Origin of the sequence: Butyrivibrio sp. (assembly GCF_015056685.1) — a bacterium.
In the GTDB taxonomy this organism is placed as follows: Bacteria; Bacillota; Clostridia; order Lachnospirales; family Lachnospiraceae; genus Butyrivibrio.
The window spans coordinates 1-26,965 of the sequence record NZ_SVFW01000022.1 but is presented as its reverse complement, the minus strand read 5'-3'; the positions used below and the strand labels follow the sequence as shown (position 1 = coordinate 26,965).

Annotated in this window: 28 protein-coding genes and 4 tRNA genes; 7 read left to right on the top strand and 25 right to left on the bottom strand. The window is 38.6% G+C overall.

The features are described 5' to 3' along the window. Positions 1–177 precede the first annotated feature (177 nt). The 5 genes from E7303_RS09465 to E7303_RS09445 all read right to left on the bottom strand — a co-directional run bounded on the left by E7303_RS09465 (position 178) and on the right by E7303_RS09445 (position 4,448). The gene (locus tag E7303_RS09465; RefSeq protein WP_292144994.1) at positions 178–1,359 is read right to left on the bottom strand and encodes a MerR family transcriptional regulator; all 1,182 of its coding nucleotides are present in this window, start codon (positions 1,357–1,359) and stop codon (positions 178–180) included. A gap of 109 nt (positions 1,360–1,468) precedes the next feature. Next, positions 1,469–1,972: a DNA-deoxyinosine glycosylase gene (locus tag E7303_RS09460; protein WP_292144992.1), complete on the bottom strand. Its 504-nt coding sequence runs from the start codon at positions 1,970–1,972 to the stop codon at positions 1,469–1,471. A 458-nt stretch (positions 1,973–2,430) separates the two neighbouring features. Next, positions 2,431–2,895 carry a DUF4869 domain-containing protein gene (locus E7303_RS09455; protein WP_292144991.1) on the bottom strand — a complete coding sequence of 155 codons (465 nt, stop codon included), beginning with the start codon at positions 2,893–2,895 and terminating at the stop codon, positions 2,431–2,433. Between the two features lie 4 nt (positions 2,896–2,899). After that, positions 2,900–3,871, bottom strand: a complete 972-nt coding sequence (locus E7303_RS09450) for a translation initiation factor 2 (protein ID WP_292144990.1) — start codon at positions 3,869–3,871, stop codon at positions 2,900–2,902. A gap of 205 nt (positions 3,872–4,076) precedes the next feature. Beyond that, positions 4,077–4,448: a hypothetical protein gene (locus tag E7303_RS09445; protein WP_292144989.1), complete on the bottom strand. Its 372-nt coding sequence runs from the start codon at positions 4,446–4,448 to the stop codon at positions 4,077–4,079. A gap of 105 nt (positions 4,449–4,553) precedes the next feature. On the opposite strand from E7303_RS09445, the gene E7303_RS09440 reads away from it, so the two are divergent. After that, positions 4,554–4,895 (top strand): helix-turn-helix domain-containing protein, encoded by a 342-nt coding sequence (locus E7303_RS09440; RefSeq protein WP_029233826.1) that lies wholly within the window; start codon positions 4,554–4,556, stop codon positions 4,893–4,895. A gap of 239 nt (positions 4,896–5,134) precedes the next feature. Here E7303_RS09440 and E7303_RS09435 read toward each other — a convergent pair whose 3' ends face one another. The 5 genes from E7303_RS09435 to E7303_RS09415 all read right to left on the bottom strand — a co-directional run bounded on the left by E7303_RS09435 (position 5,135) and on the right by E7303_RS09415 (position 8,608). Beyond that, positions 5,135–5,884 (bottom strand): NUDIX domain-containing protein, encoded by a 750-nt coding sequence (locus E7303_RS09435; RefSeq protein ID WP_292144988.1) that lies wholly within the window; start codon positions 5,882–5,884, stop codon positions 5,135–5,137. Next, a complete protein-coding gene (locus E7303_RS09430; RefSeq protein WP_292144987.1) occupies positions 5,877–6,371 on the bottom strand; it encodes an HIT family protein in 495 nt (164 codons plus the stop codon). Before E7303_RS09430 ends, E7303_RS09435 begins: the two co-directional genes overlap by 8 nt. A gap of 118 nt (positions 6,372–6,489) precedes the next feature. After that, the gene (locus E7303_RS09425; protein WP_292144986.1) at positions 6,490–7,104 is read right to left on the bottom strand and encodes a PBECR4 domain-containing protein; all 615 of its coding nucleotides are present in this window, start codon (positions 7,102–7,104) and stop codon (positions 6,490–6,492) included. A 550-nt stretch (positions 7,105–7,654) separates the two neighbouring features. Beyond that, positions 7,655–8,242, bottom strand: coding sequence for a hypothetical protein (locus E7303_RS09420; protein WP_292144985.1), 588 nt, complete (start codon positions 8,240–8,242; stop codon positions 7,655–7,657). Between the two features lie 102 nt (positions 8,243–8,344). Further along, the gene (locus tag E7303_RS09415; protein WP_292144984.1) at positions 8,345–8,608 is read right to left on the bottom strand and encodes a hypothetical protein; all 264 of its coding nucleotides are present in this window, start codon (positions 8,606–8,608) and stop codon (positions 8,345–8,347) included. 106 nt (positions 8,609–8,714) lie between these two features. Between E7303_RS09415 and E7303_RS09410 the strand changes: the two genes are divergently transcribed. Then, positions 8,715–9,056, top strand: a complete 342-nt coding sequence (locus tag E7303_RS09410; protein ID WP_292144983.1) for a helix-turn-helix domain-containing protein — start codon at positions 8,715–8,717, stop codon at positions 9,054–9,056. A 216-nt stretch (positions 9,057–9,272) separates the two neighbouring features. Here the strand turns inward: E7303_RS09410 and E7303_RS09405 are convergent, their stop codons facing one another. The 11 genes from E7303_RS09405 to E7303_RS09355 form a co-directional block, all read right to left on the bottom strand. Further along, a complete protein-coding gene (locus E7303_RS09405) occupies positions 9,273–10,220 on the bottom strand; it encodes a 3-hydroxyacyl-CoA dehydrogenase (protein ID WP_292144982.1) in 948 nt (315 codons plus the stop codon). A 20-nt stretch (positions 10,221–10,240) separates the two neighbouring features. Then, positions 10,241–11,806 (bottom strand): cardiolipin synthase, encoded by a 1,566-nt coding sequence (gene cls, locus E7303_RS09400; RefSeq protein ID WP_051192435.1) that lies wholly within the window; start codon positions 11,804–11,806, stop codon positions 10,241–10,243. Positions 11,807–11,821: 15 nt separating this feature from the next. After that, positions 11,822–13,207: a radical SAM protein gene (locus tag E7303_RS09395; protein ID WP_035776253.1), complete on the bottom strand. Its 1,386-nt coding sequence runs from the start codon at positions 13,205–13,207 to the stop codon at positions 11,822–11,824. Positions 13,208–13,240: 33 nt separating this feature from the next. Then, positions 13,241–15,154, bottom strand: coding sequence for an oleate hydratase (locus tag E7303_RS09390; RefSeq protein WP_026522714.1), 1,914 nt, complete (start codon positions 15,152–15,154; stop codon positions 13,241–13,243). Positions 15,155–15,219: 65 nt separating this feature from the next. Then, positions 15,220–15,831 carry a hypothetical protein gene (locus E7303_RS09385; RefSeq protein WP_292144981.1) on the bottom strand — a complete coding sequence of 204 codons (612 nt, stop codon included), beginning with the start codon at positions 15,829–15,831 and terminating at the stop codon, positions 15,220–15,222. 26 nt (positions 15,832–15,857) lie between these two features. Next, complete coding sequence (locus E7303_RS09380) at positions 15,858–16,517, bottom strand: TVP38/TMEM64 family protein (protein WP_026522716.1); 660 nt, start codon at positions 16,515–16,517, stop codon at positions 15,858–15,860. A gap of 199 nt (positions 16,518–16,716) precedes the next feature. Beyond that, entirely contained in the window at positions 16,717–17,280 is a 564-nt protein-coding gene (locus tag E7303_RS09375; RefSeq protein WP_026522717.1) for a TetR/AcrR family transcriptional regulator, read from the bottom strand. Positions 17,281–17,518: 238 nt separating this feature from the next. Further along, a complete protein-coding gene (locus E7303_RS09370; RefSeq protein WP_292144980.1) occupies positions 17,519–17,659 on the bottom strand; it encodes a hypothetical protein in 141 nt (46 codons plus the stop codon). A gap of 47 nt (positions 17,660–17,706) precedes the next feature. Then, positions 17,707–18,687 carry an ORF6N domain-containing protein gene (locus E7303_RS09365; protein WP_074753748.1) on the bottom strand — a complete coding sequence of 327 codons (981 nt, stop codon included), beginning with the start codon at positions 18,685–18,687 and terminating at the stop codon, positions 17,707–17,709. Between the two features lie 158 nt (positions 18,688–18,845). Further along, positions 18,846–19,529, bottom strand: coding sequence for a sigma-70 family RNA polymerase sigma factor (locus E7303_RS09360; protein ID WP_026522719.1), 684 nt, complete (start codon positions 19,527–19,529; stop codon positions 18,846–18,848). Next, complete coding sequence (locus tag E7303_RS09355) at positions 19,519–20,361, bottom strand: helix-turn-helix domain-containing protein (RefSeq protein WP_051192437.1); 843 nt, start codon at positions 20,359–20,361, stop codon at positions 19,519–19,521. Before E7303_RS09355 ends, E7303_RS09360 begins: the two co-directional genes overlap by 11 nt. Before the next feature lie 497 nt (positions 20,362–20,858). On the opposite strand from E7303_RS09355, the gene E7303_RS09350 reads away from it, so the two are divergent. The 5 genes from E7303_RS09350 to E7303_RS09330 all read left to right on the top strand — a co-directional run bounded on the left by E7303_RS09350 (position 20,859) and on the right by E7303_RS09330 (position 26,245). Next, entirely contained in the window at positions 20,859–21,215 is a 357-nt protein-coding gene (locus tag E7303_RS09350; protein WP_292144979.1) for a DUF3847 domain-containing protein, read from the top strand. 1 nt (position 21,216) lies between these two features. Beyond that, the gene (gene mobQ / locus E7303_RS09345; protein WP_292144978.1) at positions 21,217–22,716 is read left to right on the top strand and encodes a MobQ family relaxase; all 1,500 of its coding nucleotides are present in this window, start codon (positions 21,217–21,219) and stop codon (positions 22,714–22,716) included. Positions 22,717–22,731: 15 nt separating this feature from the next. Continuing rightward, positions 22,732–23,355 carry a CHC2 zinc finger domain-containing protein gene (locus E7303_RS09340; RefSeq protein ID WP_292144976.1) on the top strand — a complete coding sequence of 208 codons (624 nt, stop codon included), beginning with the start codon at positions 22,732–22,734 and terminating at the stop codon, positions 23,353–23,355. Next, positions 23,324–24,724 carry a virulence-associated E family protein gene (locus E7303_RS09335; protein ID WP_292144975.1) on the top strand — a complete coding sequence of 467 codons (1,401 nt, stop codon included), beginning with the start codon at positions 23,324–23,326 and terminating at the stop codon, positions 24,722–24,724. The genes E7303_RS09340 and E7303_RS09335 overlap by 32 nt, the downstream gene beginning before the upstream one ends. A gap of 234 nt (positions 24,725–24,958) precedes the next feature. Further along, the gene (locus E7303_RS09330; RefSeq protein ID WP_292144974.1) at positions 24,959–26,245 is read left to right on the top strand and encodes a tyrosine-type recombinase/integrase; all 1,287 of its coding nucleotides are present in this window, start codon (positions 24,959–24,961) and stop codon (positions 26,243–26,245) included. A 165-nt stretch (positions 26,246–26,410) separates the two neighbouring features. Here the strand turns inward: E7303_RS09330 and E7303_RS09325 are convergent. The 4 genes from E7303_RS09325 to E7303_RS09310 form a co-directional block, all read right to left on the bottom strand. After that, positions 26,411–26,496: transfer RNA gene (locus tag E7303_RS09325), tRNA-Leu, on the bottom strand. 60 nt (positions 26,497–26,556) lie between these two features. Further along, a tRNA-Val gene (locus E7303_RS09320) sits at positions 26,557–26,629 on the bottom strand. Positions 26,630–26,658: 29 nt separating this feature from the next. Next, a tRNA-Ile gene (locus E7303_RS09315) sits at positions 26,659–26,732 on the bottom strand. A 4-nt stretch (positions 26,733–26,736) separates the two neighbouring features. Next, a tRNA-Glu gene (locus tag E7303_RS09310) sits at positions 26,737–26,808 on the bottom strand. Positions 26,809–26,965: the final 157 nt, after the last annotated feature.

The window sequence follows — 26,965 nt, the reverse complement described above, 5'->3', positions numbered from 1 at the left end:
GTTGTCTTTTTTACACAAAAGTCAGTCCATTCAATCCTTTTTCACACATTTTATGAGCCACTTATTACAACCTATAACACATTTCATTATTATTGTTATGACACCAGCATCACATGCATAAAGACGATTATTTTTACATCTGTACCGTTTTTGATTTAATATAAAAAAGCTGCAAACTCAGATAAAACAATGATAGAACACACTGTCCATATCCACAGTAACAGGTCCGTCACCAAGCAAGGCACTATCAAAATATTTCTCAATTTTCTCTCTGTTATCCTCAAGGTATTTTCCGCCTTCTGGATACTTTTTCAGCACTCTGTCAAAAAGAGCACCTGCATTATCAAATACAAGCGGCCCCGGAAGCGCTATCTTTTCTACTCTGTCAAAACTCTCTGATAAAAGCGCTTCAAACTCTACGTCTGCCTGTCTTCTCTCATCTCTCTTTTTATGGGCAAAAGAAATATCAAGTCTCGCTTCAGTTAAACACTTTTCCCAAAAATCATATTCCTTAACCGCTTCACCATAGTGATTAACGGAAAACATTCCACCAGGTGCAAGCACCTGTGCCACATTCTTGATAAAATATGCATCATCATGTAGGTAAGATAAAAGATAATGCGCTATAATCTTTGAATACTTCTTCTCTCTTATCTTTTCCCAAGTTTCATCTTTTTCTAGATTACTGAAAATCACCTGAATATCAGAGCCTTCAGGAAGTGTCTTGCGGTTGTCTTCAAGATACCTATATAGATCATCAGCCCAGTTTCCGTGGATGTCTACACCTTCTACGATAAAATTCTTGGGAATGCGCTCCCAGTTCTTTCTCCACAGAAGGCCATAACTACACCCCAGGTCAAGAACAGTATCAGTTTCCTTAAAGGATAAAGAATTAAAAATCTTTTCGTACCACTCAATTCCGTCTGCAGCATGCTCCTCCGCATACCATCTGCGCTCATCAGCACCCTGACTCATTTCCATCTTTTTGATGATGTCAGCAATGTCATCCCAATCAGGATTCTCATCAAACCTTGCAAGCGCTGACTTTATGCACTTTGCAGACTTTTGAAGTTCATATATTTTCTGATTCATCATTTCAAGCTGTTTTTCAAGGATTTCTCTTATAGAACTCTGATCATCATTTTCAAGACTATTCTTAATCTCTTCCAGACTAAAGCCAATGTGCTTAAGAGCTATGATCTTTTCTAGAATAATTAGCGAACTCTTATCATAGAGTTTGTAATTCCCCTCAGAAAGCCCAATAGGCTTAAGAAGCCCTTTTTCGTCATAAACACGAAGCGCCTTTGTTGATACTCCTGCCTGCTTTGCAATTTCTCCGGATGTCATTTTTTCTTTCATACTGCCCTCCTTTTTGGTAAATACAATTTTGTGAACTAAGTAATACACCTGATTCGTACGTATATCATCCTGTGCTTACTTAATGGTAAGGGCTGCCCCAAGGGCAAGGTCAATGCCTTTTTATAATTTTCCAAGCACTCAGAAGCTTTTCCATACTCCATGCTGCATTTGCAGGGCTGGTTGATGGAAGACATATTGCAGACCTCTTAATTACAGGCTCTGTGTACTTTTTATAATATTTGTGTGCTGTTTTGCCGTTAACATATATTGCCTTAATATCTGCTGTACTTAAAATAATGCTTAAATCATTTGGCACCACATTACTGATACTGGAATCCGAGGATCCAACAATATCACAGGATTGTATCACATCCCACAACGCTATCTTATTTCTTATCAAAAGAGATTTCTTTTCCTCTATTGACTCCGGCTCTTCCTCTTCAAATATTCCCGAAATCACCTTCCAGAATCTATTCTGCTTATGTCCGTAGAAGAACCCTTCTTCTCTGGATTTTACAGACGGAAAACTCCCAAGAATAAGAATTTTTGAATTTTTATCATAAACAGGTTTTATCGGATGTATAACCATGATTAAGTCTTCTCCTTCTCCCATACTAACAAGTATGTACACTCTTCTATATTACAAGATGGCAATAAAAGAGAACCTCATAATTGCGTTTTCCCTATCTGAGGCGAAACGGAATCTACACGATCATCAGCATTGTGAAGATCTCTAACATATTTCATGTCTATATAGTAAAGCTTTAATTGTTCCATAATGACTCCAAAAAAAAGCCATGTGCTTTGAGACACATAGCTTTTTATAGCCACGCTATCAGCGAGGACTATCTGTTATAGTTTCCACTTAAAGGTAGGACTCACCTGTAAACATATAATAGCATTTAACCGTCGGAAGCCAAGCTAAACATTTTTTCCTATGTGCATATTTATTATCTGTCATTATTCTGATCTATATTCCATTTAATTATAACGTTGGTACTTATATAGTTTTCTCCTCAGTCAAGTATTCATAAACTTTTTCCGAGTTTAAAGCTAATTGAATTACTCGACTCACTTTGTCACTTGCTGAAGAAGTCCATTATCTATGACCTCATCATCAAGCTCTTCAAGATTATTGACTATTTTATTTGTGTTAACAACATGAATTTGAAAAGGACCTTTTCCAAAATTCATAAGGTACCCCAGTCTAATTGTTACATCCTTGTTCTCGCCTATTTTTAAAAGCCATTTGGCACAATTATCCCCACAAGCAGAAGCATTATATATATGCTCATTATCATTTGCGATAAGGATAAGTGTCTTCACACCACCAGAAAGTTTTTCTGGCGGAATAGCTCCTAAAAAAGGGCTTTGAACAAGATGCGGCCCAATTATTTCTGATTGATCAACATCTTTTACCATTTCCTTTGTAAACTCATCCTCAAGCCATGCATCTTCACTTTGATGATTAAAAAAAGTATCAGGATCAAAAATATAATTATCTTTTTCTATTTCTCCATAAATAATATTTAGCATTCTCTTACACCTCAATTTGTTCCGGTAACTGCGCCCTAATTTTTTCTAAGTTACCCTCAGTCAAATATGCTTCATTAATCCTTGCTTTGTTATAATGAAGAACAGTATCCTTTGTTCTTTCAATCAGGTAGGCTGTATAAAACCTCTCCCAGCTTGGATAATATCTACTGTCAGCATAATCATATGTATTCTCAAGAACATTCTCGTCCACCTCAACTATTCCTGAATTCAGTAATAAATACTCAAATGATTCCGGCGCATATAAAACACACTTATTATTGCAGTTAGCAGCTTTTCTGCTAAACAACTGCATTTCGGAACCAAAAGCTGCCCCATCAACAATCACAAGCAAATCTTTTCCTGAATTCTTATACTCTGAAATCATAGCTGTAATTTTGCTCTTTCCCTCAGCGGATCTGCACTCGCACTCAAAAACATGTGAAAAACACTCATTCCCTGAATTGGAATCTTCTGTGATAACCGTATCCGGCTTTATCTCTTTACTATCGTGAAGATTGTAAATATTGTATAACTCGTTGTATGTCTTCTTAGGTTCAATATATTTCTGCGACTCTTTATTGATCCGCATTCCGTATATTTCTTCTATGCTATAAGGCAATTGGGGAAGAGCATCTCGACATATGATTACAAAATAATTATCTGATTCGTTCACTATTCTTGCGAATTCATGTGTCTTGATAAAACTGTTATTCTCATCTAAAAAGATAATGTATCCATGCATAGTCTGTAAAATCTGCAATTGCATATCATTTTGAAATCTAAATGCCACACATTTTCTCTCACAAACTACTGTTACTCCTGAATTCTTCCCCAATTGACTATAGTCAAGCAGCATATCTATCAAAGTTGTCTTACCAGTTGCACTGTTCCCCTGTATTATCGTTATATTTCTTTTCACGATAAGGTGGTAATGTACTTTGTTGTCATAGATTTTTATATCGTACTTTCCAACCAAAATTTTATCCTTCCTATCCCATAATTTATTCATCCACTTATCAACCATATAGTGGATTTCATTATTCTGACTGCATGCTCCCTTATCAAATACTATATCAAAAAAGAGAACCGCTATCTACTCACGGCGTGTTAAAGATTCTAATACTCCCATTGTATCTCCAAAAAAATAAAGAGATAATTCATAGAAATTTCATTGCACATTTTTATGCTCGCAATTCATAATCCTGAATCCTCTCTTTCCACTTTTTGTATTTCTTGTACTGAATATCATTCAATTCCCAGAAATTTACTTCAGGGTCACATTCGCCCACAATTTGCTTTTCACCAACCAGTTTATAACCTAGCGCCTCAAAAAAGTTCTTTATGTAGTCATACCAGACAGAAGGTTCCGCAAATTTACCAGCTATCGACTCTAATCGATTATCCTCATTAAAAAACCACGGATTTGGAAAGTTTTCATCCATTTTTTCATACGGATTGACCCTATTTGAAAACTTTATGTACTCCTTGATCAATGTCTCATCTGGCGCAGGAATTATCTCTAGTTCACCTGCCCCAATCATACAACATCCCATTTTTATTCCTCCTTGATAAATGAATAATTTAGGTTATAATATAACCATCGGTTATTGTATGATACATAACCATTGGTTACTTGTCAATAGTGAAATGAGGTCCATATGAAATTCAAAGCTGAAAGAATAATCCAAATTCGTGAACAATTAGGTATGAACAAAGCTGAAGCAGCAAGAAAACTCAACATGTCTGCAATGGGTTACGGGCGTTATGAAAATGGGCAAAGGGAGCCATCATTCCAAACAGTATGTTTCATAGCGTCAACGTTCAACACTACTTCTGACTATCTTTATGGCTTAACAGATGATCCAAATCCAAGTACAATAACGATTTCTTCATCTGAAGACCCAGAACTCTTTTCATTTGTAAACTCTCTCCAGAAGGATAAATCCTTAGAAAAAAGGTTATTAGAATACTTTAATAAACTGACTCAGCAAAATAAATGAACGCAAAAAAGAGAAGCATCACTGCTTCTCTCTTACTGCCGGCGACCGGGGTCGAACTTTTAGTAGTCTTGGAAAACCGCAGAGAAAGGGGCTTCGCCGGCCTTGCCTTTCTTTTGTACCAAGTTTGTACCACTTTTGCAGCATATAAAATAAGTTCCAAATATGCATAGCAAAATCATTATTTGGCTTTATTTGTCTATTATATAGAGATAAAGACAAGTAATATTCAGTTACTTTTTTTACAATTCCCCCATAATGATTTTCAAAAGATCTACTACACCAATATCTTGTCCGGATTCATATTTCTCAAGTTCACCCATATCATCTTTTCCAAAATATATCAGCCTATCAACCTCATTGCTGCCTGTCTCCTTCTTAAAAGAATCAAAGGCATATAGGATATTTTCTGAATCAAGATCTGAATAAAATACAAAAGGAAAGCCATACTTATTATCATTAGTGACAAGATATGATTTGCCTATTTCAGAAACACTATCCCTGATTTCTTTTCCTACCTCTTCTTCAAGCTCTCGAAGTGCTGTTACTAATGGTGATAGTTTATTATTCTCAGTACTGCCATCCTCACGATAGGAGCCACCTATAATCCTGTCAGAAGGGTCTATAACACCTCCTATTCCTTGGATTTTTCCCACAAACTCTGAACCTACGCCATTTAGTGAAACAAAAAGCTTTTTGTCAGATGAGACTAATATGCAGCCCGCATACATAATTCTACATGCGTACTCTCCAGGATCCTTGATCTCACTGTATTTGTAATGTGCATAATCAGAGGGCTCACAAGTTATTGTGACTATGCCGTCATCATTTTCCATATTAATTACAGAATATAAGGCCCCATTAAACATCCCCGAATACTTGGCTATAAGTTCATTCCAATAGGCTTGTACTCCTTCTTCAACATCCTTAGGAATCTCTCTTGCTGCAGCTTCTTTTATTTTTAGCTCTTTTATTGGAATGATTTTAGTCATGTTTGTTTTCACTTTCTATGTAATTCTTGATTTCTTTGGCAGTCCTTATCACGTTTTCAATATCCGCATCAGAAGCATTATCTTTGGCAATAGCATTAATATCACGCATATACTGCAAACCATATCCGAATTTGTCAAGCATCCACTCCTGATTAGGAAAAATCCATATATGAAAGTGCCGGGAGCGTTCTTCCTGCACCAGTGTAACAGTTTCAGCAATTTTCAGGTCCTTTATAGCTCTTTCTGCAATTGCTATTGTATTTCCTATCTCAGTTCTCTCGCCTGCAGTTAATTCCGCAAAAGACTGAATATGTCTTTTACTTGTAATTATTAGAAAACCGGGAATTGGAATCTCAGGATCTGCAGCAAGAATAATCGACTCCCCATCATAAATAATTCCCCCGGGAAGTTTCACCTCACCACGCACAATTGCGCATCCTACGCACTCAGTCTTAATTTCATTCCCCAAAATATCTTTTCTGTTCATAGCCTCTCCTTTGCATATCAGTTTTCATTTATAAGGATAAAGCATGCCCTTAGGGCAAGGTCAATACTCATAAAACTGCAACCTCTTTTTGTTATACATCTAAAATGCATAAACGATACTATTCTTTATAGTTTCTATGTTTAAATACAGGCGTCACAGTACCTGTAACCTTGTCGCGTCTTTCAACCTTAAGAACAATATACTGTGTCTGTCCAGTTGTGTAGTCATTCATACTTGCCTTAGAAGAAAAGATAGACATTTCACTGATAAATATTATTCCTGCTAGATTATCGCTTTTCTTATATAGCATAAGATTTTCAAATCTCTCATGATTGTTAATCAGATAATCTGCATTGATGCTTGTCCACGAGCACTTCTTTCTACTAAAGCCATAAAAGCTATACTCTTGGTTATCCAGCTTTTCTATTATGTCTGCAAGCTGTCCGAAAAGTTCTACCCTTAATTCCATTTCATTTGTATAATACCTTGATTTTTCAAAATCAACATTCCCATAAGTTCCTGCGATGATTTCATCATATAATGATTCTGTTTGAGACCCATGTACGTTTAAGAATTCAAGATCCTTAAGATAATGCAATCCCATCGTGTGAAACCAATCGACCTTATCAAACACCAGGCAAAGATCGATAGCCTTTCCTCTTCTGCCAATTTTTATTATATATTCGGTATTTAGCAGTTTATCATATGAGCTTAAAGATTCTAGTACTCCCATTGCATCTCCAAAAAATAAAAGACCTTGTATTTGACTACAAGGTCTCTTAGATAATTTTCTTTCGGATAATCCTATCTGGTTTGTGGTTTTTTATCGAACCCACCTAGAACTCCATCAAAGAAAGCGTTCCAGAACCCTCTTTGATTTCAACGTTCAAGCGAACCTCAAGTGTCCGCTGTTAAGATTATAGTATTGTAACCAAAACCTTAAGTCAATAATATCGAGTGACAATTCATAGAAATTTCATTGCACATTTTTTATGCTTCCAAATCATAATCCTGAATTCTCGCTTTCCACTTTTTATACTTCTTGTACTGAATATCATGCAATTCCCAGAAATTTACTCCTGGATCACATTCGCCCACTATTTGCTTTTCACCAATCAATTTCTGACTATACCCACGGGCAAGCCCGTGGGGTTCTGATTGGCAAGCGTAGATTGTAATCGTACATCATTTTCAGACTTTGGAGTTACAAGTGTAAATCTGTTTGAATCAGGACTTTCATTACCAAGCAGTCCAACGACCACATTAGCGGTAAATTTCTGCTTTTAGGTCGTGCCATTAGAATTTCTCCCTTTCTTAATAATGTCTTTAAGTTGCATATCCTCAATACCAACAAACTCAGCAGCACCCATACTACAAAAAAAATCATGGGCTTTGCAATCCACATATATATCACCGAAATCATTGCAGGAATCTCGAATATCTGTGAGTTCATCATCAGAAAGACTTTCGCCAAAATGATTTTCAATATGTCTGCGTATTGCAGAAAACATTATGTCCGATGCTATATCTAATGTATCATTACTTATTTCGTCGTCGTATGTAAGATAATTCCAACCGCGACCGCTTTCATAAGTAGCTTCCTTGTTTCCGCTATATTCGTTTTCAAGAAATTCTCCTACAGTCTGGTCGAGCGAAATGTATCCATCTTCTACAAGTATTCCAGAATAATCATAAGGTTCGTAGACATATTTTATCTCATAGTGAACTGGAGTGGGTGACAATTCATCTCTTATCCGACGAATCAACTTTCCTTTTATGAATTCTTTTGATCGCTCAAAGCACTCATTTACATATTCAGCAATATCATCTACATGAGAATTCACATACTCTACGCATTTCGAATTATCCATTTGTGCTCTCCTTTATTTTAATACATAGATTATTTAATCATTCTACGTGATTGTCAAAAAAGAAAAAGGCTTCATCCCACAGGCAAGCCTGTGGATTTTCGCCTACGTTACGCCAAAGTTTACTTTATAACCTAGCGTCTCAAAAAAGTTCTTTATGTAGTCATACCAGACAGAAGGTTCCGCAAATTTACCAGCTATCGACTCTAACCGGTTATCCTCATTAAAAAACCAAGGATTCGGAAAGTTTTCATCCATTTTTGCGTATGGATTGATCCTATTTGAAAACTTTATATACTCCTTAATCAATGTCTCATCTGGCTCAGGAATAATTTCTAATTCACCGGCTCCAATCACCCAACATCCCATTTTCATTCCTCCTTGATTTATGTACTAATTTGGTTATAATATAACCATCGGTTACTATATAGTACATAACCATTGGTTATCTGTCAATATCAAAAATGAGGTGAATATGAATTTCAAAGCAGAAAGACTAATCAAAACACGTGAAGAGTTAGGATTAAATAAAGCAGAAGCAGCTCGCAGACTCAATATGTCCGCTATGGGTTACGGTCGTTATGAAAATGGGCAAAGGGAGCCATCATTCCAAACAGTATGTTTCATAGCGTCAACGTTCAACACTACTTCTGACTATCTTTATGGCTTAACAGATGATCCAAATCCAAGTACAATAACGATTTCTTCATCTGAAGACCCAGAACTCTTTTCATTTGTAAACTCTCTCCAGAAGGATAAATCCTTAGAAAAAAGGTTATTAGAATACTTTAATAAACTGACTCAGCAAAATAAATGAACGCAAAAAAGAGAAGCATCACTGCTTCTCTCTTACTGCCGGCGACCGGGATCGAACTTTTAGTGGTCTCACAAAGCCGCAGAGAAAGGGGCTTCGCCGACCCTGCTTTTTATTTGTACCACTTTTGTACCACTTTCACAAAATCAAAGAGGCTGTGTAAGTGATGTATATTATTCACGCTCAACTCTGAAAAATACTTTAATTTGCATTTCTTAATCAATCATATTTATAAAATCCTTCTCCGGTTGAAACTCCAAGCTTACCATCTTCTATATAGGTTTTAAGCATTCTCGCCATGCCTTTGAAGTTATAGGGAGCCAGGAATGAAGGTGTTTTCTCATACTCATGTACAATGTTGTAAACAGTATTTAGTCCAACAATATCAAGAATCTGAAACGGTCCCTTCGGTGCTCCTGTACCAAGCGTCCAAGCTCTGTCTATGCTCCTGGAATCAGAGATTTCATTTACATACAGATCCATCCCGGAAAATAAAAGCGGCACGAGCATAGAGTTTAACAGATACCCTGATTTTTCTTTTCTAACAGGTAATGGGATCATATTGATCTCTGTAGCAAACTCAATAATGTCATAGAAGTACTTCTTGTCTGTTCCATCATGCGTCATTACCTCAACCATATTATTCTTCCAAATAGAATTTGCAAAATGCATTGCAAGAAATCTATCCGGTCTCTTTGTGTAAGGCGCAAGTTTTGATGGCAGTAGAGTAGATGAATTTGTTACAATTACTGTTTTTTCAGGCAGTAGTGGTGCCATCTTTTTATAAAACGATATCTTATCATCAAGGTTCTCTGCCATTGATTCGATAACCAGGTCCGCGTCATCAACCGCACTTTCCATATTTATAGTCATTTTTATATTTTGATATGCATCCTGGGCTCTGCTCATGCACACGCTTTTACTGAAGCTTTCATGTTCAGAAATTCCACGCGCCCAATTTTCAGCAAGTTTTCCATCATCAGTTGCCATGGCTTCTATTGTATTGCAATATGTCTCATACAGCTTTGTAAGCTTGGGAGTGGTGCGACCCATACTATCCTCGCTTCTAAGCCATATGGTGACATCAAAACCACAATATGCTGCCTGAAATGCGATCTGACTTCCAAGCACTCCGCCTCCTGCAACTACTATCTTCCTGTAATCCATTGTATTTCCTCCGTTCTGTTTTATAAAAGAGGAGCAAACAGCCTCCAAAATGCCTCTAATGCGCTCTCCATAAGACCTGTTTTTCTTAAATCATCCTTTGTGATATTACTTGAAGCAGAAAACATATCATCGAAGTCATCTGAAACTGTTTTTGCAAACATACCATCATAAATAACCGTTCCATTTTCAAAATGATGGTAAAGACTCCTGTAGTCCAGATTGACTGATGAAACTACTGTTACAAAATCATCACACAAACACATCTTTGCGTGGTTAAAGCCAATATTGTACCTGTAGACCGATACTCCTGCCAAAACAAGTTCTCTGGCATAGGACCTGGTCACATGATATATGAGCCTTTTATCAGGTATCCCGGGAATTATAATTCTTACATCGACGCCTCTTTTTTTAGCTGAAACAAGTTCTTCCTTAAATTCATCTGTAATAACCAAATATGGCGTACTAAAATAAACATATTCTTTAGCTCCACGAAGAATATTCATGTAGACTTCGAATCCAACCCTCTCATCATCCAGCGGATCATCAGCATAAGGCTGTATGTACATATTTTGAATCGAGCTGTCTTTTGAATGTACCGGCAGAAAGAACCATGAGGGATTAACCTCTTCCGCTCCAATGGTATCCCACATCGATAAAAAGAATGCTGTGAGCGAATCCACTGCTTCACCTGTTATTCTCACAGCTGTATCTTTCCAATGCCCAAAAGGCTCCGTTAAATGAAAGTATTCTCTTGTGATATTGTATCCTCCGGAATATCCTATATTGCCATCCACCACCATTATTTTTCTATGATCCCTGTTATTCATAAAAACTTTGAATACTGGCGCAAGCGGATTAAATACCCTGCATTCTATTCCATATTTCTTCATATCCAGCATAAAACGCTTATTTAAAAAGGCTATGCTGCCAATATCATCATAAATAATTCTTATGCATACACCCTCAGAAGCTTTTTGTATCAGTACTGACTTAAGTTCTGCAAAGCATTCATCGTTTTCTATCTGGAGATATTCAAGAAATATAAAGCGTTTTGCATTCCCAGCATCTTCAACCTGCTGTTTATAACCCAAAAGCGCATCATTAATGTATATCACTCGGGAATCATCATACAGTGGAGCTCTTGCATAATGTGAAAGATAATATGCCTGGCCATAATGGTCTTTATTTTCCGCCTGAAACTTTTCCAAAGCAGCTCTGTCCTCGGGAAGATACTCTAAATTCTTTTCCTCTGACTCATTAAACCTTTCACCTATTCTTTTAGTTGCGGATTGCCTTCCTGCCAGCAGATATAAACACACTCCCAGAATTGGGAATGCGCTTATAAGAAGTATCCACATTATCCTGAACGAAGAATTTGATTGCCTGGAGTATATATATAAGGAGACTGCTACAGCAACATAGGGAGTTATTGTAAGAACCCAGGGAGATCTCGTTTGGAGTCTAAGCACAGTTAAGACTATGTACCAAACCTGTGCTATCAACAAAAGTGCGTATATGACACACTTTAATATTCCAAGTTTGGTATTGATGCGCTGCAGCAGTCCCTTATATTTCTCTTTCTTCATCCGCACACCGTTATCTCAAGCAGTCTTTTCACTACTCTTCCTTTTATTAGTTCCAGCAAGCTTCTCTGCAACAGGGGTCCAGTGTTCTGCATATCTGTCACATTTTGCGCATAGATGTTCACAGCTCTCAGGGCTGATCATATCAGTGCTCTTTGCTCCTGTTTCTTCTATGATTGCCCTTAATTTCTCAGGATTTTCCAGCATCGGACAAGGTCTTAGAGGATTGTCATTAAAAGGCTGTCCCTTTTGATATGCCCTGAAAAGTGGCTGCTTAAGACATTCTACTAAAGTCATGTCGTGTATATTCGCTCCGGAATAATGGATAAATACACAAGGTTCAACATCACCATTTGGATTAACATGGCAATAGTACTTACCTCCTGCGATGCATCCTCCAACAAACTCTCCATCATTTTGGAAATCCATGCAAAAAATTGGCTTGCCGCCTTTAAATGCCCTGATTTCCCGTATTCTGCGATACATATAAGCTCTCTGCTCGGGAGAAGGGATCAGTTCTTCTGAAGCATCCATTCCGACAGGCATGTAATGGAAATACCATGAGAAAGCCACCCCTTTATCAATCAGGAAGTCGTAGAACTGGTCTGAAGTAACTGCCATGCAATTGTATGCTGTATAGCAGATAGATGTTCCGTATACAAGTCCGTTGCTCCTCAGAAGATCCATAGCGTTCATTATCTTCCTGAATGTCCCCTCACCACGTCTGGAATCCGTTGCCTTCTCATCCCCCTCGATGCTGAGTGAAAGCACTATGTTCTTAACTCTCTTTATATCTTCACAGAACTTCTGATCAACCAGGGTTCCATTTGTAAAGATCATGAATCCACAATCATCGTGCTTTTCTGCAAGGCGTACAATATCATTTTTCCTCACAAGAGGCTCCCCACCGGTCATCACGTATGCATGAATCCCAAGCTCTTTGCCTTCGCTGACCAGTCTGTCCATATCCTCAAAGGACAGATTACACTGTTTTTCATATTCAGCCGCCCAACATCCGGTGCAGTGAAGATTGCAAGCACTGGTAGGATCAAAAAGGATTACCCATGGAACATGTACTCCAAGCTTTTTCCCCACTTCTTTGGTCCTGTGAAATCCGCAAAAAGCTCCTTCAAAACCAAATGCCATAAACAATCCTCTGAGATACTCCCTGTCAGCAGTTTGGAGTAGGTTGTCAAAAAACAGCTTCCATTTTCCATCCCCCGAGAATGCTTCTCTTAGATTGTCATATGCATAATCCGGCCATGCATCTCCAAGAACCCTTTGAATAAGGTCAATAATCTTCAGATATCCCTCATTGGGATCTCTGTCCAGCCTATGTACAGCTGCATCAAATGCTCCTTCAAACGCAAGTCTCTCTGCAGAATGCTTTATAACGATACCCATTTTATTTTTTCCTTTCTATTAAAACTTTCAGTATTATCTACCCTTGATTCTTTTAATGATTTTCCCTGTAATCACAAGAGCTGCTGCCCCTCCTGCTATGGCTCCGACCTTTGACTTATTCTCTTTTGCTTTATCTATGCTCTTTATAACCGGATTTTGCTGCTTTGAAGGGTCTGTCACGCCATAGCGTCTTAGAAGTTTTTCAATTTCTGTCCCATGAATCTTTGACAACACTGCTGCTATTGCCACGTCAGCGACAGGTCCAAGACTGCCATCATTTATAGCTTTTCCGTCTCTTAGTGCTACGGTAGCCTTAAGCAGGTCTCTGATGTCATATGTGCTTCCCCATACTTCCGGAACAGCTCTTTCTATATCAAGAAGCGTATATACTGCCTCCATTCCTGTTCTTATGGAGTATTCCGTAGTAAAAATCGTATCTCTCTTTGTCTCTGCAAACTGTCCCAGAAATGCGAAGTTGACGGCTCCCTTCGGAACGACATCAGGTCTGTCTCCAGCCTGTCTTGGCATAAAGAATGCCGTTACATAGGGCATCATTACAGGCACTGTATTACAGCTCTTCTCCGCAAGTTCCTTGATTTCGTTCTCAGGAACTCCAAGATGATACAACCACTCCATGCATATCTCTTTACCTGTGCAGCTTCTCATTGGCTTTTTCACATAATCACCAGGTCTGTCTGTAAACAGACTGTATACCCAGACAAGGCACTGATCCTTAGGCTGGTTTCTGAACTGTGGCTGCCTGTTGATAGTCCAGCTAAGAAGCCATGAAGAGTCTCTGCAGGTCACTATTCCGCCTGTTACAACTCCGCCTGAGAAAGGATCTCTTTTACATATTTTCTTTATGTAAGGAATAACCTTATCGTCCAGAGTTGTTACTGTTGCACTCATCCAGTTTGTCAGTTCAGGTTCGTGGCAGAATTTATCAGGTTTGCCAAATGAAGCATCCTGGGCCGCAATCTTTTTCCACATGTCCCAGCCACCACCAGGCTTTATTTCTTTGTTGAACTTTGCAGGCTCATTCTGGCTTCCAATTGTTGAGTTCTCAACACACCCTCCATTTGTTATAAATACAAGGTCGTTTTCAGTCAGTCCTATCACATCGTTCTTACCATTCACAGTTATCTCTATCTGCGTGGCTGTTTTCTTCTCGCCGTTTTTCTCAAAGATTACATTGTTTACCTTTGTTCCAAAATGAAACTGTACATCAAAGCTTTCCAGATACCTCACCATGGGAAGGATCATTGATTCATATTGGTTGTATCTTGTAAAACGAAGTGCTGTGAAATCAGGAAGCCCTCCTATATGATGAACAAATCTGTGCATATACAGCTTCATTTCCAATGCACTATGCCAGTTTTCAAAAGCAAACATGGTTCTCCAGTACATCCAGAAATTTGAGTCAAGTACTTCGTCATCAAAAACATCCGTTATCTTCTTATTGTACAGATCCTCATCAGGAGTCAGATACAACTTCATGAGCTGTGAAGCTCCCTTGTCTGATAGTCCAAATTTCTTATCAGTATGAGCATCCTTTCCTCTGTTCTCCGTAGCTCTGCAAAGGGAATAGTTAGGATCATCTTTGTTTAGCCAGTAATATTCATCAAGCACACTGGCTCCTTCTGTTTCTATCGAGGGAATTGATCTGAACAGATCCCACATGCACTCAAAGTGATTATCCATTTCCCTTCCACCACGCATCACATATCCAATATCATTGATATACATACCATCACATGCTCCGCCGGCAACAGGATCCTTTTCTAAAATATGGATATGTTTGCCATCCATCTGCCCATCCCTCACAAGAAAGCAAGCAGCAGATAGGGCAGCAAGTCCTGATCCGATAATGTACGCAGATTTTTCTTCAACATTTATTGGCTTTCTTGGTCTTGCAAAAGCCTCATAGTTACCACTTGAATAATACATTTGAGAACCTCTCTTTCCTGTTTGATATTTTTATTCACCTAATGTGCTTTTCATATTTTCAAATATCATATCAAAAGCCTTGTATTAACAAGCGCCAAAGCATATGAAATTAAAAAGGACACCACTCCCATCACTATATCCACAGGCTTGTGTCGTTTCATGTGCAGGGATGCCCACACGCTTATGCAAAGAAGAATTGCAAAAATAATTCCGACAAATACATACCCAAAAGAAAAAGCAAAAAAACAGGGAGCTATGGAACTGGCTGCATGACCGCTAGCTCTTATCCCCAGCAATCTGTTAAATATGGTGAGCATGACTACAGTTATGAAATATGTAAAAAATATCTGCTTTATTCTGACTGTTCCGTGAGAGAGCGCATAAGCAAAACATATTACATATCCCACAAGACTGAATATGAAGGCAAGCTTTCGCTGCTTCTTTCTCCCTCCGTTAAATAATACAGGAATAATTCTGTGAACCGGATATGCAGCAAGTGGTATTAACACAAGCCCAATAACTGCGATGATCATATCGTATCTACCAGCAAATGACTCTTTTTCCGAAAAGTAAAGTACGATAAGGAGTACTAAAATCATGAACGGTGGAATGGTTATGATACGAACTATCTTTGCAACTAAACTTACATATGTTTTTGCTTCTGTATTTGTCACCATACCCACTTAATCCCCTCTCTGACTCTCTATTGCGGTCTGTTCACATGATAATGAATCACAAATGAGATCACTGCAAGCAAAACAGATAACACAGCAGAGATAATGAATACGGGAGAATTTGGATTCATAATGCTGGCTCCTGCTATTGTGAATGCTATCATTCTCGGGAGTGCTCCCAAAAAACATCCTGCCAGAAATTGAGGAAACCGTATTCCCGAGGCCCCCAGATACATGCTTACAATATCGCCAGGAAGTATCGCTACAACCCTCAATAGAAAAGAAACAAAAAAGGCGTTCTTAGATTGATATTCGTTTATCCGTCCAAGCCATTTATTTCGTACGATGATCTGATCTGCCAGATCATGCCCTGAAAACCTCCCTATATAATACGGAATTGTCAGAACAATAACTATCCCAATGAAATTGAGTAACAGTGCGATCGGTAACGGAAACACTATACCGGTCACTACTTCAAGTGCAGCAATAGGGAACGCAACACTTAGACTCTTTAACGCATATAACAGAAGCAGAATAAAGGCTGATAATGCCGCATTTTCAGTGACAAGTCGACAAATATTCAGAACACTCAATTCATCTCTCTTCCAAACTGCTATGATTGTAAATATCAGACATGTAATAAGAGGAAACGCTCGCACCGCTTTTTTTATAAATTCTTTGTCAATCATAATCTGTCGGTATTAGGCATCAAAGGCTCATGATCATCACTTAAATAATACATTTACGCTGCTTGATATTTTTATTTACCTGCTTACGCAAATCTTAATCCGGAAAAAAAGGGTTAACAATAGACAAAAAGATGGCGATGATGAAATATTCACCATCGCCGCATAACTGTTCAAAAACTGGGCAAATTCCTCAGTTTGTTTAATGTGCATTTGCAATATTCTTAAGGCAGAGTTTCATACTTCCGTTAAGTGCCACAGCAAGCTTTCCTACCAGTTCGTCAGGATTGTCCTTCATCCCTTCATGAATCCAGCGCAATATAACACCGACAAATATATACTGATACATTTCAGCAGCAAACTCCTTTTCTTCATCAGTAACACTGATTCCTTCCGCCTCCTCGTAGACAATAGAAGCTATAACCTGCTTTATCTGTGGAAAAAGAAACGATTCAATGCGCTCACGTCCCACGTTTCTATATACATTTTCCACGAATGCCTTGTTTTCCAGCATCATATTAAGCAATCCGATAGTTCCATTTTCCCAGTTATCATACTGTCTGTATTGCGAAAGAGCCTTTTTACCATCCTCAATACATATCCACTCAACCAGATCATATATGTCCTTAAAGTGATAATAAAAGGTATTTCTGTTAATTCCACATTCATCAGCGATGTCTTGGATTGTCACCTTTTTTAGATTTTTGGTCTTTAATACGCTCTTAAGTGCCTGTTCCAAAGCTCTCTTTGTCATTATTTCAGACATCTTCTCACCTCCCAAAACCATGTTGGGTTTATCGTTAATCTCACAGCTTTTTACAAATCAAAACTTCTCATAAAAAGCTTCTCCTCGTGGCGCAAGTTAATTAGTTCCTAAATATGCCCTACAAACTAAGTAATTATGGCGTACTCATGGCACCGAAAAGTCATATTTCAAAGAATCTGCAAGTTACTGCAAGTTAAATCCCATGCACGCAACATTATATTCTCATGATTTTCTTGATTTATCTTATTGTAAAAGCTATTGGCAATTTATCCTTGCAAGTTAAATCATAGTCACTTCCCAAATCTATTTTGAAGCAGCACTTTGCCCCATCTGTAATAAGACAAAGCACTGTCAGTTCAACATTTTCTGTTCTATGCATTTCTGCTCCTGACTATATTTTTATCAGTACAAGCCACTAATATACTATTATTTCAGAACCAACGCAGGATTTGACAACAACTGTGAAATAGTAGCTTTATACGTGCTCATCTCGATAATTCTTGTAATGGTAGTTATGCGTTTTCCAGCGTCCTTACTAGATGCTCCACAGTGATAGAGCTTCATATCCTTTGAGCCATTATCAATAACAATATATCTATCATGAGCTCGGTTCAGAGATTTCAAGAAGTTGATAGTTCTTCCAGGATATTCTGTCAAAAAGTCATTGTAGTCCGAGAGCTTCAGGGCATTACCACCCTTATTATCACTGATTACTGTGACTGTAACTTTTGTTTTTGTAGCAGCAAGATGTCTTAATGTCTTAGGTCCCACATAATCATCAACGATGATAACACTCTTTTTTGCCTTACCGTATATCTTCTGATACGCAATATCAGCTTTAAATGGCTCACCATCAAGAATTAGGATTTCTTCATTCTGTAACCCATCATCAAAAAGCTTCATAAAATCTGAAAGATCAGATTTCGTAACCATGTTATCTTCGATATTCTGTATACGCTCTGCCATATGATACTGGTTATTCTCTAATCTTTGGAGTTCCTGATAAGGGAGCAGCTGCTCATTCTGTCTTATGTAATGAGACATTTCAACAAAAGCTTCCATTATTTGTATGCTTGCATCAATTGCTCTGTCGGTATGAAGTGCCGATGTAAGCATCGCAACCCCTTGCTCCGTATATACATATGGAGGATACTTAATATTTTGTCCCTGTTTCAAACTTCCATTTTGGAACCTTGAATACTCTTCCTTAGACAACTGAAAACAAAAACTATCTGGAAATCTTTTAATATTTCTTTTCATAGCCTTGTTCAAATTACCAGTGGTTACTTCAAAATAGTCTGCGATGTCTTTATCAAACATCACCTTTTTGCCTCTTATTTCGTATATCTGTCTTTTTATTTCTTCTTTATCAATCTGTTTAAAGATTCCTATTTCTTCTTTACTCATATTTATCCTTTCAATTCAAGATTCCAATTTGGAATCTTGAATTATAATCCATTTTACCGGTATTTCAGATTGGAATACCGATATAGTATATCATTTTATTTCTAATGCAACATCAAATCTTTTCAGGTACCAAATTGGCACTTTGAAGGATTTGATGTTCAAAGTATTTTTCCATCATTCATGCCATCTCTAAGCGTCTTCAATGTCTTTTTTTCAATCTCCTCGGCATATTTCTCAGTGAGGTTAAAAAACGCAGCGGTTTCACTTATGGTTTTGCATTCCAGTACACTCAGCCCATAGCGATACATGATAAGTCTTCTCTGTCTGGCAGGAAGATCTTTTATCCTGTTGCGCATTTTCTCAAGCATTACATGAAGTACAGCAAGGTTTCCTGTCGGATCATGCCACTCAAGGCTGTTCCTGTCAGAGATTTTAACATCATCCTTATCAAGAGGCTTGTCATCAAGGAATACCCTTGTAAGGCCGCTGTCTATCATTCTCTTTTCAAAAGCTGACAAACCTTTCCTGCAAAGATCAGTCATGGCATTCTTCATTGCCGCATAGGCATAAGATGAAAACTCTGCACCTGCATCTTCATCATAGTTCTTGGCTGCACGCAGCATTGCGATTCTGCCTTCCTGAAGGATATCATCAAGCTCAATTCCGCCGTACTTAGCATCCTCCATTGCCTGAACCATTTCAGAAGTACTTGTCAGCTTTCTTACGAGGCCTTCGTTTTCAATAAGAAGTCTTGTCTCTGCATCCAGATTATTCTGTTTTATCTTTTTGCACAACTCCCTGTTTCTTTTATCCTGTCGGAGCCCATGCGTCTTACTTTCCATATTTTGCATATGTCATTATTATCTGCTCAATTGCAGGAGTATATTCCTCTATCATTTCAGGAGTCATATTGGGATCTAATGACATTCCCATTTTGATTGCTTCAACGATTTTCTTCTGACGCTGTTTTTCCGGAAGTTTCCTTCCCCAATCAACCTTCTTTACTTCAAGTTTTACCTTGTCAGCGATCTGCTTGTCGAGGATGTCTCTTTCTTTTCGAATATCAACAGCCTCGCCGTCAATCTTTTCCCTTATTTCTTTTATAGCAGCAATTACAGCATTTCTTATGCGGTCAATCTCATATTGTGTTGCAGGTTCTTTTGACAGGCGTATCCCATCACGAAGCTCTGCCATTTCTTTGTCCGCAGGAAGATCGCCACTTCTGACAAGTTCACCTAAAAGCGAATAAGTGAAGTCCTTTACATTATTGTTGACCCTCGTTGCCTCTGACATGACTCCGGAAAAGTAGATGGACATCATGGAAACAGCGGAGATAAACTTTTCATTCACAAGCAGCTCATTAATCACTCTGGGATCCACCTTACCGGAATAAAGATTCTTTGCTGCATCCACGGATATTCCCAACTCCTTAAGTTCATAGTATGTCTTATCATCACTGTCCATGATTCCAAGGATATAATCTGAAGGAACGTCATAGAATTTTGCAAGCTCGATCAGTGCATCACAGTTTAATGCAGCTGTTCCATTTTCAATTCTGCTATAAGTACTCCTGCTTACATGAATCACATCAGCAATCTCATATTGATCAAGATGTCTTGCTTCACGAAGCTCTCTGAGTCTTTCACACAGATTCCCTGGTAAGTGCTCTGACATATTGCTCCCTCCATACAACACCAATGCACTTATTCTACCATATTACCTCTTTGGAAAAAATCACTATTCTGTGAATAGGCTCCCCATCATTTTTAGCGTAATCACCACAGCTATCTTATCCATCTGAATTTCAGATTTGAAATCAAAACCACAAAATTGAATCACATTCCAGGTAATGTGTGCAGGATTTTTACAATTTGCCTATTTTTAAACTTTTCTCCGTATTATCCCTCAGAAGCATAAAAAGAAAAGAAGCTTCAATCCGTTTTTCCCTTGCTTTATGCAAAGGCGCACTTCTATACCTCTTTCAGAGGTATGTGCGTTTTGCTCTGCAAAAGTCTACCCGGCTTCGCCAAATTGCGTTCGCTACCGCTCCGGGATTGCAGGTAATCAAGAAGAGAAGGCATAAGTAACTATCAACAAAGCTGCTCCTCAAATTTGAGGAGCCGAAGTACGTGACCCCAAAAAATCGCCAAAAGAAAGAGAGGTAAATTATTATGGCAGACAAACCAAGTTTATTAGCACAGCTTCATCCCAATCCAAAGCTTGAGAAACTCAGAAATGAGAAAATCAAAATCACTACGCAGAAAGAAAAGGCTGAAGTCAAATTAACTCAGTCAGAACACCGAGTGACTCAGGTAGAAAATGAAATCGAAACCGACAAGAAAAAAGCACGTACCGCCAGAAACAGCCGTATATGTTTCAAAGGCGCTCACATTGAATATCTGATTCCGGAAACAGCGGATCTTAACAAAGAGCAGTTCATGAAATTTTGTGATGCTCTTTTTTCTTTTCCCGGAATCAATGCACACATTCAGGGATGCCTAAGAAAAGCAAAGGAGGAAGAAACCTAATATGGCACTTTATCATTTTAATGTCACCCAGGTTAGCAGAGGCAAAGGGCAGAGCAGTGTTGCCTCTGCTTCTTATATTTCCGGTGAAAAGCTCTATGACAAGTATTATGGCAAGACTCATGATTACACCTACAAGGAAGGAGTCCTCTACTCAGAGGTTCTCCTTCCAGCGTATGCTCCGGAAAGACTAAAGGACAGAGAAACTCTTTGGAATGAAGTTGAAGAAGTAGAAAAGCATCCCAAGGCACAGCTCTGCTACAGTTTCAATTTTGCTCTTCAGAATGAACTGTCCTATGAAGAAAATGAAGAGATCGCTAAGCGTTTTATCAAAGAGAACTTCCTGTCCAGAGGAATGATTGTGGATTACGCAATTCATAACCCGTCAAGAAATGACAACGTTCCTAATCCACACGTTCACATGCTTATTCCGATTAGACCACTCAACAAGGATGGCACCTGGGGACAGAAGCAGCGTCGTGAATATATCTTTGATGAGTACAACAATCCTGTTCTTGATGATAAAGGCAAGCAGAAGTTTAATGCTGTTCCAACCACAGACTGGGGTTCTCCTGAAACATTGAATGAATGGAGAAAGAATTATGCAGACATCTTCAATGAGGCCTTTGAAAAGAAAGGTCTCGATTGCAGGATTGATCATCGCTCCTTTGCAGAGCTTGGTCTTGATATCCTCCCCACCATTCATGAAGGACCTCATGTAAGGGCAATGGAAGCTAAAGGTGTCCGAACAGAAATAGGAGATCACAACAGACAGATCAAACAGCTTAACAAACTTCTTATTAAGCTTGCTGACAAGTTTTGTAATGTCTTTGATTGGCTTTCTGCATTTCTGAAGGAATGCAAAGAGAAAAAAGTCTATGCTCCCGGTCTCGACAGACTACTCAATGATTATTATGACAAACGTTATCACAATGCCTGGAGTAAAAAAGCAAAGATTGCAAACATCAAGGAACGTTCTAATGTAATTCTTTTTCTTGAACAGCACCACATCAGTTCTTTTGAAGAATTGGAAGCTTTTGTAAAAAACTCCTATTCAAAGGTCAACAGCCTAGAAAAAGATATCAAAGCTAAATCATCACGAGTTAACGATATCAATGAGGCCTTCCACTATCTTGAAATGTATCAGAAGACTCTTCCCATCTATGAAGAACTTAACAAAAAATTTTTCAACGCCAGCAAAGACAAGTTCAAGTCTGAGCACTCCAAAGAGATCAATCAGTATCATCTCTCCAAAAGAAAGATTGCTGAGTTTTGGGGCGATGCAGAACATGACTGGAAAAGATTGCGTGAGGAGCAGAAACAGCTTAGCACTGAGCTCGATACCATGAAGCTCACATGCAAGGATCTCGAAGCAATAGCTTCAAAAGCCTATAAGATCAGATGCATCACTGAGGCGTCTCTTGAAGAAGTCCAGGTCAAGGAACATCAGAAAGTACAGGAACGTACTCCTGGCAAAAAGCGTTCCCACGACATGGAACGATAAGGAGGTTATAACAAAATGAATATCTTTAAGTCAGTCAAGGGGGCTGTGTCTGTTATAGACGCAGCTTCTTTTTATGGAATCAAAATCAATCGGAGCGGGCTATGTAATTGCCTGTTCCACAATGACAAAACTCCAAGCATGAAAGTTGATATCCGATATTACTGCTTTGGTTGTGGAGCAACCGGGGATGTAATTGATTTTGTGTGTAAGCTGTTTGGATTGTCACCACTTGATGCTGCTAAGAAGATCGCAATGGATTTTAACATCAGCACTACGAATCTAAACAACCCAAGTATTAACAAAAGATCTACTCCTGTAAACACAGACAATATCATTATCCAAAGAAACAATGAATATCAGCTGATAAGAACATTCGACACTTATGTCCTCGATGTTCTTTTTTCTTTGCACCAATACAAAGAAAAGTTAATGGCTTTCAAAAGAGATTATGCTCCAGCATCAATTGATGGGCTTGATACCTGCAATCCTCTTTTTGAAGAAGCCCTAATGAACCTTAGCAAAACTGATTGGATGATTGAAGAACTAACCTTCGGATTCAGAGATGAGCAACTCACATTTTTAACTAATTACAAAGGAGAAATTGAATATGTCAAAGCAAGACTTTCAGAACTTAACTAAAGAACAAATGGAGAAATTACAAATACTGCTAGGAGAACTCCAACCATCTTCAGTAACCGAAGAGATTTCCCTTAAAGAACCACCGCTTTCTGAACTATTTACAAGAGACGAGAAGGGAAAAATACTGCAAAGCAAGAATAACTGCCTACTTGTCTTAAATCATGATCCTCTTTTTGCAGGGAAGATCAAGTATAACGAGTTTAGCGATAAGCTTGATATATGCGGTGACTTCCCTTGGAAAAGATATAGCATAACTTATTGCGATAATGATCTACGCCATATAATCCTTTATCTTGAATCAGAATATGGTCTCAAGAAGGATGGTGACATTGCAACCGCCATAAATATCGCAGCTTACGACAACAGCTACAATCCGATAAAAGAAAAGCTTTTATCACTCAAATGGGATGGTATAAGCAGATTACCAGATGCACTTCATCATTTTCTTGGTGCAGCAAAGAGCAGACTTAACACTGAAATACTAAAAGTATTCATGCTTGGCGCTATAGTAAGAATATTTGATCCGGGACACAAGTTTGAGTATATGCCTGTCCTTGTTGGCGGCCAAGGAGCTGGTAAATCAACATTCCTCAGATTACTCGCCATGGAAGACCGCTATTTTTCCGATGACATTAAAAAACTTGATGATGACAAGATTTATGCAAGGTTACAAGGTCACTGGATAAATGAAATCCCTGAAATGCTTGCTGTAAGCAGTGCTAAAGCAGTAGAAGAAACCAAGAAATTCTTAAGCACTCAAAGCGATATCTATAGAGTCCCCTATGAAACTACTGCCATGGATCATCCCAGGCAGTGTGTCTTTGCAGGAACATCAAACAAAATCCAATTTCTTCCAATGGACAAATCCGGTAACAGAAGATTTCTTCCCGTAGAGGTCCATCCTGAAGATGCTGACTGTCACATTCTTGATGATGAAAAGGCATCACGAGCATATATCGAACAACTTTGGGCGGAAGTTATGGAGATTTACCTTGCAGGTGATTATTCTCTCGTACTTCCCGACGATTTACAAGATGAGCTCCTTGCAGTACAAGACAAACACTCTCCCGAGGATCCAATTGAAACTTCTATAAGAAACTTTCTGGATGACCATTCTCCTGACTATGTATGTACGAAGATGCTCTTCAAAGAAGCTCTTGGGCATATAGGGTACGAAAATCCAAGTGCCTGGGAGTGCAATGTCATATCAGAAATCATGGATCATAAAATGACAGATTACAAAAAGATATCTTCCCATAGATTCAAAGAGTATGGCACTCAGAGAGCCTGGAAGCGTGTTAATGAACCAGTATTCCGGGATATCCCTATAGGAATGGAGTCAGAAATCCCATTTCTTACTAAAACCTAATAGATTGTAAACAGTGTAAACGGATAAACACAAAATATTTAAAGTAGATTTTGAGCTATAGAAAATAATTCGTTTTAAACGCGATGTTTACAGTTTACTTTGCTTACCTTATCGGGCAGTTCAACTGCTCTTTTTTATTGCCTGCAAACAGGTATTACAACTAAACAGAATCATTCACAAGGCACTTGGTGCGGAACATTTCCGTATCAGGTGCCTTTTTCATTTGGAGGAACTATGAAAAAAATAAGCACCAGAAAACTCACATGTAATATCACTGACATTGAAAAAGAAGAATCAAGAAAAATCACTCAATTGAAAAATCTTGCTAAATCTGATAGTCTCGATTCAGGCGAGGTCGGCGAATTAGGTAAAATGATCTCAAAAAAGAAAACGATACTTGTAGAAAAAATCTACAGAACAGCACATCCCAGAGCAAAGGAGGAATTGTTTTATAAACTGTCAGATGGCAGATGGAAAAGCAACAATCCAACTTTTGTTGCTAACAGTCGTGAAGAACTTGTAGAAAAACTTTATGACTACTTCTTCTCTCATACTTTCGAAGAAGTATATCTGGAGTGGGTTGATATGCGTATCAGCCATGGTGTAAAGTCCAATAAAACCATCCAGGAAGATCTGTCTATGCTAAGAAATGTCTTCAAGAACGAGCCAATCTTTGATATGCAGATAGCAGAGATTAAGAAAAAGGACATCAAGTATATGTACGAGCGTTGGACCGGTCAGGGACTTATAACCAGAAAGGCCTTTGTGAATCGTAAATCAGCCTTAAATGGAGTTTTTATCTATGCAGCTGAAAATGAGTATATCCCATTCAACTTCATTCCATCTATAGGAACATCTGAACTTAAGTTTAAGGAACCCAATCATTATAATAAGGCTCTGCACTTAGATGAGCGTGAAAAGCTTCTAAATCATCTAAAAACAGTCGAGCCTGATGGTTACTCACTAGCCATTCAGCTTGCCTTATATTCTACTTTCAGAGTTGGTGAACTTAGGGCAATCAGGTATGAAGATGTAAACGGAAATATCCTGACTATCAAACATCAGCTTGTAGAAGAATCATTGTTTTCTGTTGATATGACACATCTAAAGGTAAAGAAGACTCCCAGGCATATTAATGAAAAACTTCCCAAAGGTAATGCTCACTACTCTGTAAGAGATATCTATCTTGTCCCTGAGGCTGTAGAAATCATTAAGAAAGCTCACGAGATTAACCCTGATGGGGAATATCTCTTTATGTGCCATGGTAGAACCATCAACAATGATACCTTTAATGAACGTCTTAGGAAATACTGTAATGATGCAGGTGTTCCTTACAAGTCCAGCCACAAATTACGTTTCACTGTTGCATCAACCTTGAAGGCTGCCGGTGTAGAAACTGCATATTTGCAGAAAACTTTGGGACACTCAAATAGGGCTATGACGGAGCATTATATCAACGAAACAGTGGAAGAGCCTAAGAATATTGAAGATCAGCTCATGAATGCATTAAGCATCTGCTAAATAAATATACACGTTTTATGTATATCATTGTATGCAATTCAAGTCATTCAAATGCTGATATCTTCTGACTTGTACCAAAATTGTACTGATTTGTACCAAATGTATAAAATAAAGAAAGAGGCCGCAAACTCAGATAATCTCTAAGCTTACAGCCACACACATTACTGCCGGCGACCGGGGTCGAACCGGTACGGGTATCACTACCCACGGGATTTTAAGTCCCGGGCGTCTGCCTATTCCGCCACGCCGGCATTTACCATATTAAGTTCTGGTAAAAAATACGCGATATGCTATATACAACATATCGCGAATGGGGCCTACAGGGCTCGAACCTGTGACCCTCTGCTTGTAAGGCAGATGCTCTCCCAGCTGAGCTAAGACCCCATATACTGGTTTAAGTTCTAATGAACTAATGGAGATTCAGGGACTTGAACCCGGGACCGACCGGTTATGAGCCGGTTGCTCTAACCAACTGAGCTAAATCTCCTAAATGACTCCGACGAGAATCGAACTCGTGTTACCGCCGTGAAAGGGCGATGTCTTGACCGCTTGACCACGGAGCCATATGCTTTGCAACCGTGCTACGGTGCTTTGTGCTTTTCGCTCTGCCCACTCTACTAAATTAGTAGCGGTGCAGACTCTAGCTCCGGCTGCCTCACTAGGTTCGGAAATACCTCACCAAGTGATCATCCAGGCTACGTACTAAGCTCGATAAGACCT

Excerpts from the sequence above, each read along its gene's own strand:
- E7303_RS09465 (WP_292144994.1), bottom strand. The coding sequence starts at position 1,359 with ATGAAAGAAAAAATGACATCCGGAGAAATTGCAAAGCAGGCAGGAGTA.
- E7303_RS09460 (WP_292144992.1), bottom strand. The coding sequence starts at position 1,972 with ATGGGAGAAGGAGAAGACTTAATCATGGTTATACATCCGATAAAACCT.
- E7303_RS09455 (WP_292144991.1), bottom strand. The coding sequence starts at position 2,895 with ATGCTAAATATTATTTATGGAGAAATAGAAAAAGATAATTATATTTTT.
- E7303_RS09445 (WP_292144989.1), bottom strand. The coding sequence starts at position 4,448 with ATGGGATGTTGTATGATTGGGGCAGGTGAACTAGAGATAATTCCTGCG.
- E7303_RS09440 (WP_029233826.1), top strand. The coding sequence starts at position 4,554 with ATGAAATTCAAAGCTGAAAGAATAATCCAAATTCGTGAACAATTAGGT.
- E7303_RS09435 (WP_292144988.1), bottom strand. The coding sequence starts at position 5,884 with ATGACTAAAATCATTCCAATAAAAGAGCTAAAAATAAAAGAAGCTGCA.
- E7303_RS09430 (WP_292144987.1), bottom strand. The coding sequence starts at position 6,371 with ATGAACAGAAAAGATATTTTGGGGAATGAAATTAAGACTGAGTGCGTA.
- E7303_RS09425 (WP_292144986.1), bottom strand. The coding sequence starts at position 7,104 with ATGGGAGTACTAGAATCTTTAAGCTCATATGATAAACTGCTAAATACC.
- E7303_RS09420 (WP_292144985.1), bottom strand. The coding sequence starts at position 8,242 with ATGGATAATTCGAAATGCGTAGAGTATGTGAATTCTCATGTAGATGAT.
- E7303_RS09415 (WP_292144984.1), bottom strand. The coding sequence starts at position 8,608 with ATGGGATGTTGGGTGATTGGAGCCGGTGAATTAGAAATTATTCCTGAG.
- E7303_RS09410 (WP_292144983.1), top strand. The coding sequence starts at position 8,715 with ATGAATTTCAAAGCAGAAAGACTAATCAAAACACGTGAAGAGTTAGGA.
- E7303_RS09405 (WP_292144982.1), bottom strand. The coding sequence starts at position 10,220 with ATGGATTACAGGAAGATAGTAGTTGCAGGAGGCGGAGTGCTTGGAAGT.
- cls (WP_051192435.1), bottom strand. The coding sequence starts at position 11,806 with ATGAAGAAAGAGAAATATAAGGGACTGCTGCAGCGCATCAATACCAAA.
- E7303_RS09395 (WP_035776253.1), bottom strand. The coding sequence starts at position 13,207 with ATGGGTATCGTTATAAAGCATTCTGCAGAGAGACTTGCGTTTGAAGGA.
- E7303_RS09390 (WP_026522714.1), bottom strand. The coding sequence starts at position 15,154 with ATGTATTATTCAAGTGGTAACTATGAGGCTTTTGCAAGACCAAGAAAG.
- E7303_RS09385 (WP_292144981.1), bottom strand. The coding sequence starts at position 15,831 with ATGGTGACAAATACAGAAGCAAAAACATATGTAAGTTTAGTTGCAAAG.
- E7303_RS09380 (WP_026522716.1), bottom strand. The coding sequence starts at position 16,517 with ATGATTGACAAAGAATTTATAAAAAAAGCGGTGCGAGCGTTTCCTCTT.
- E7303_RS09375 (WP_026522717.1), bottom strand. The coding sequence starts at position 17,280 with ATGTCTGAAATAATGACAAAGAGAGCTTTGGAACAGGCACTTAAGAGC.
- E7303_RS09370 (WP_292144980.1), bottom strand. The coding sequence starts at position 17,659 with ATGCATAGAACAGAAAATGTTGAACTGACAGTGCTTTGTCTTATTACA.
- E7303_RS09365 (WP_074753748.1), bottom strand. The coding sequence starts at position 18,687 with ATGAGTAAAGAAGAAATAGGAATCTTTAAACAGATTGATAAAGAAGAA.
- E7303_RS09360 (WP_026522719.1), bottom strand. The coding sequence starts at position 19,529 with ATGGAAAGTAAGACGCATGGGCTCCGACAGGATAAAAGAAACAGGGAG.
- E7303_RS09355 (WP_051192437.1), bottom strand. The coding sequence starts at position 20,361 with ATGTCAGAGCACTTACCAGGGAATCTGTGTGAAAGACTCAGAGAGCTT.
- E7303_RS09350 (WP_292144979.1), top strand. The coding sequence starts at position 20,859 with ATGGCAGACAAACCAAGTTTATTAGCACAGCTTCATCCCAATCCAAAG.
- mobQ (WP_292144978.1), top strand. The coding sequence starts at position 21,217 with ATGGCACTTTATCATTTTAATGTCACCCAGGTTAGCAGAGGCAAAGGG.
- E7303_RS09340 (WP_292144976.1), top strand. The coding sequence starts at position 22,732 with ATGAATATCTTTAAGTCAGTCAAGGGGGCTGTGTCTGTTATAGACGCA.
- E7303_RS09335 (WP_292144975.1), top strand. The coding sequence starts at position 23,324 with ATGTCAAAGCAAGACTTTCAGAACTTAACTAAAGAACAAATGGAGAAA.
- E7303_RS09330 (WP_292144974.1), top strand. The coding sequence starts at position 24,959 with ATGAAAAAAATAAGCACCAGAAAACTCACATGTAATATCACTGACATT.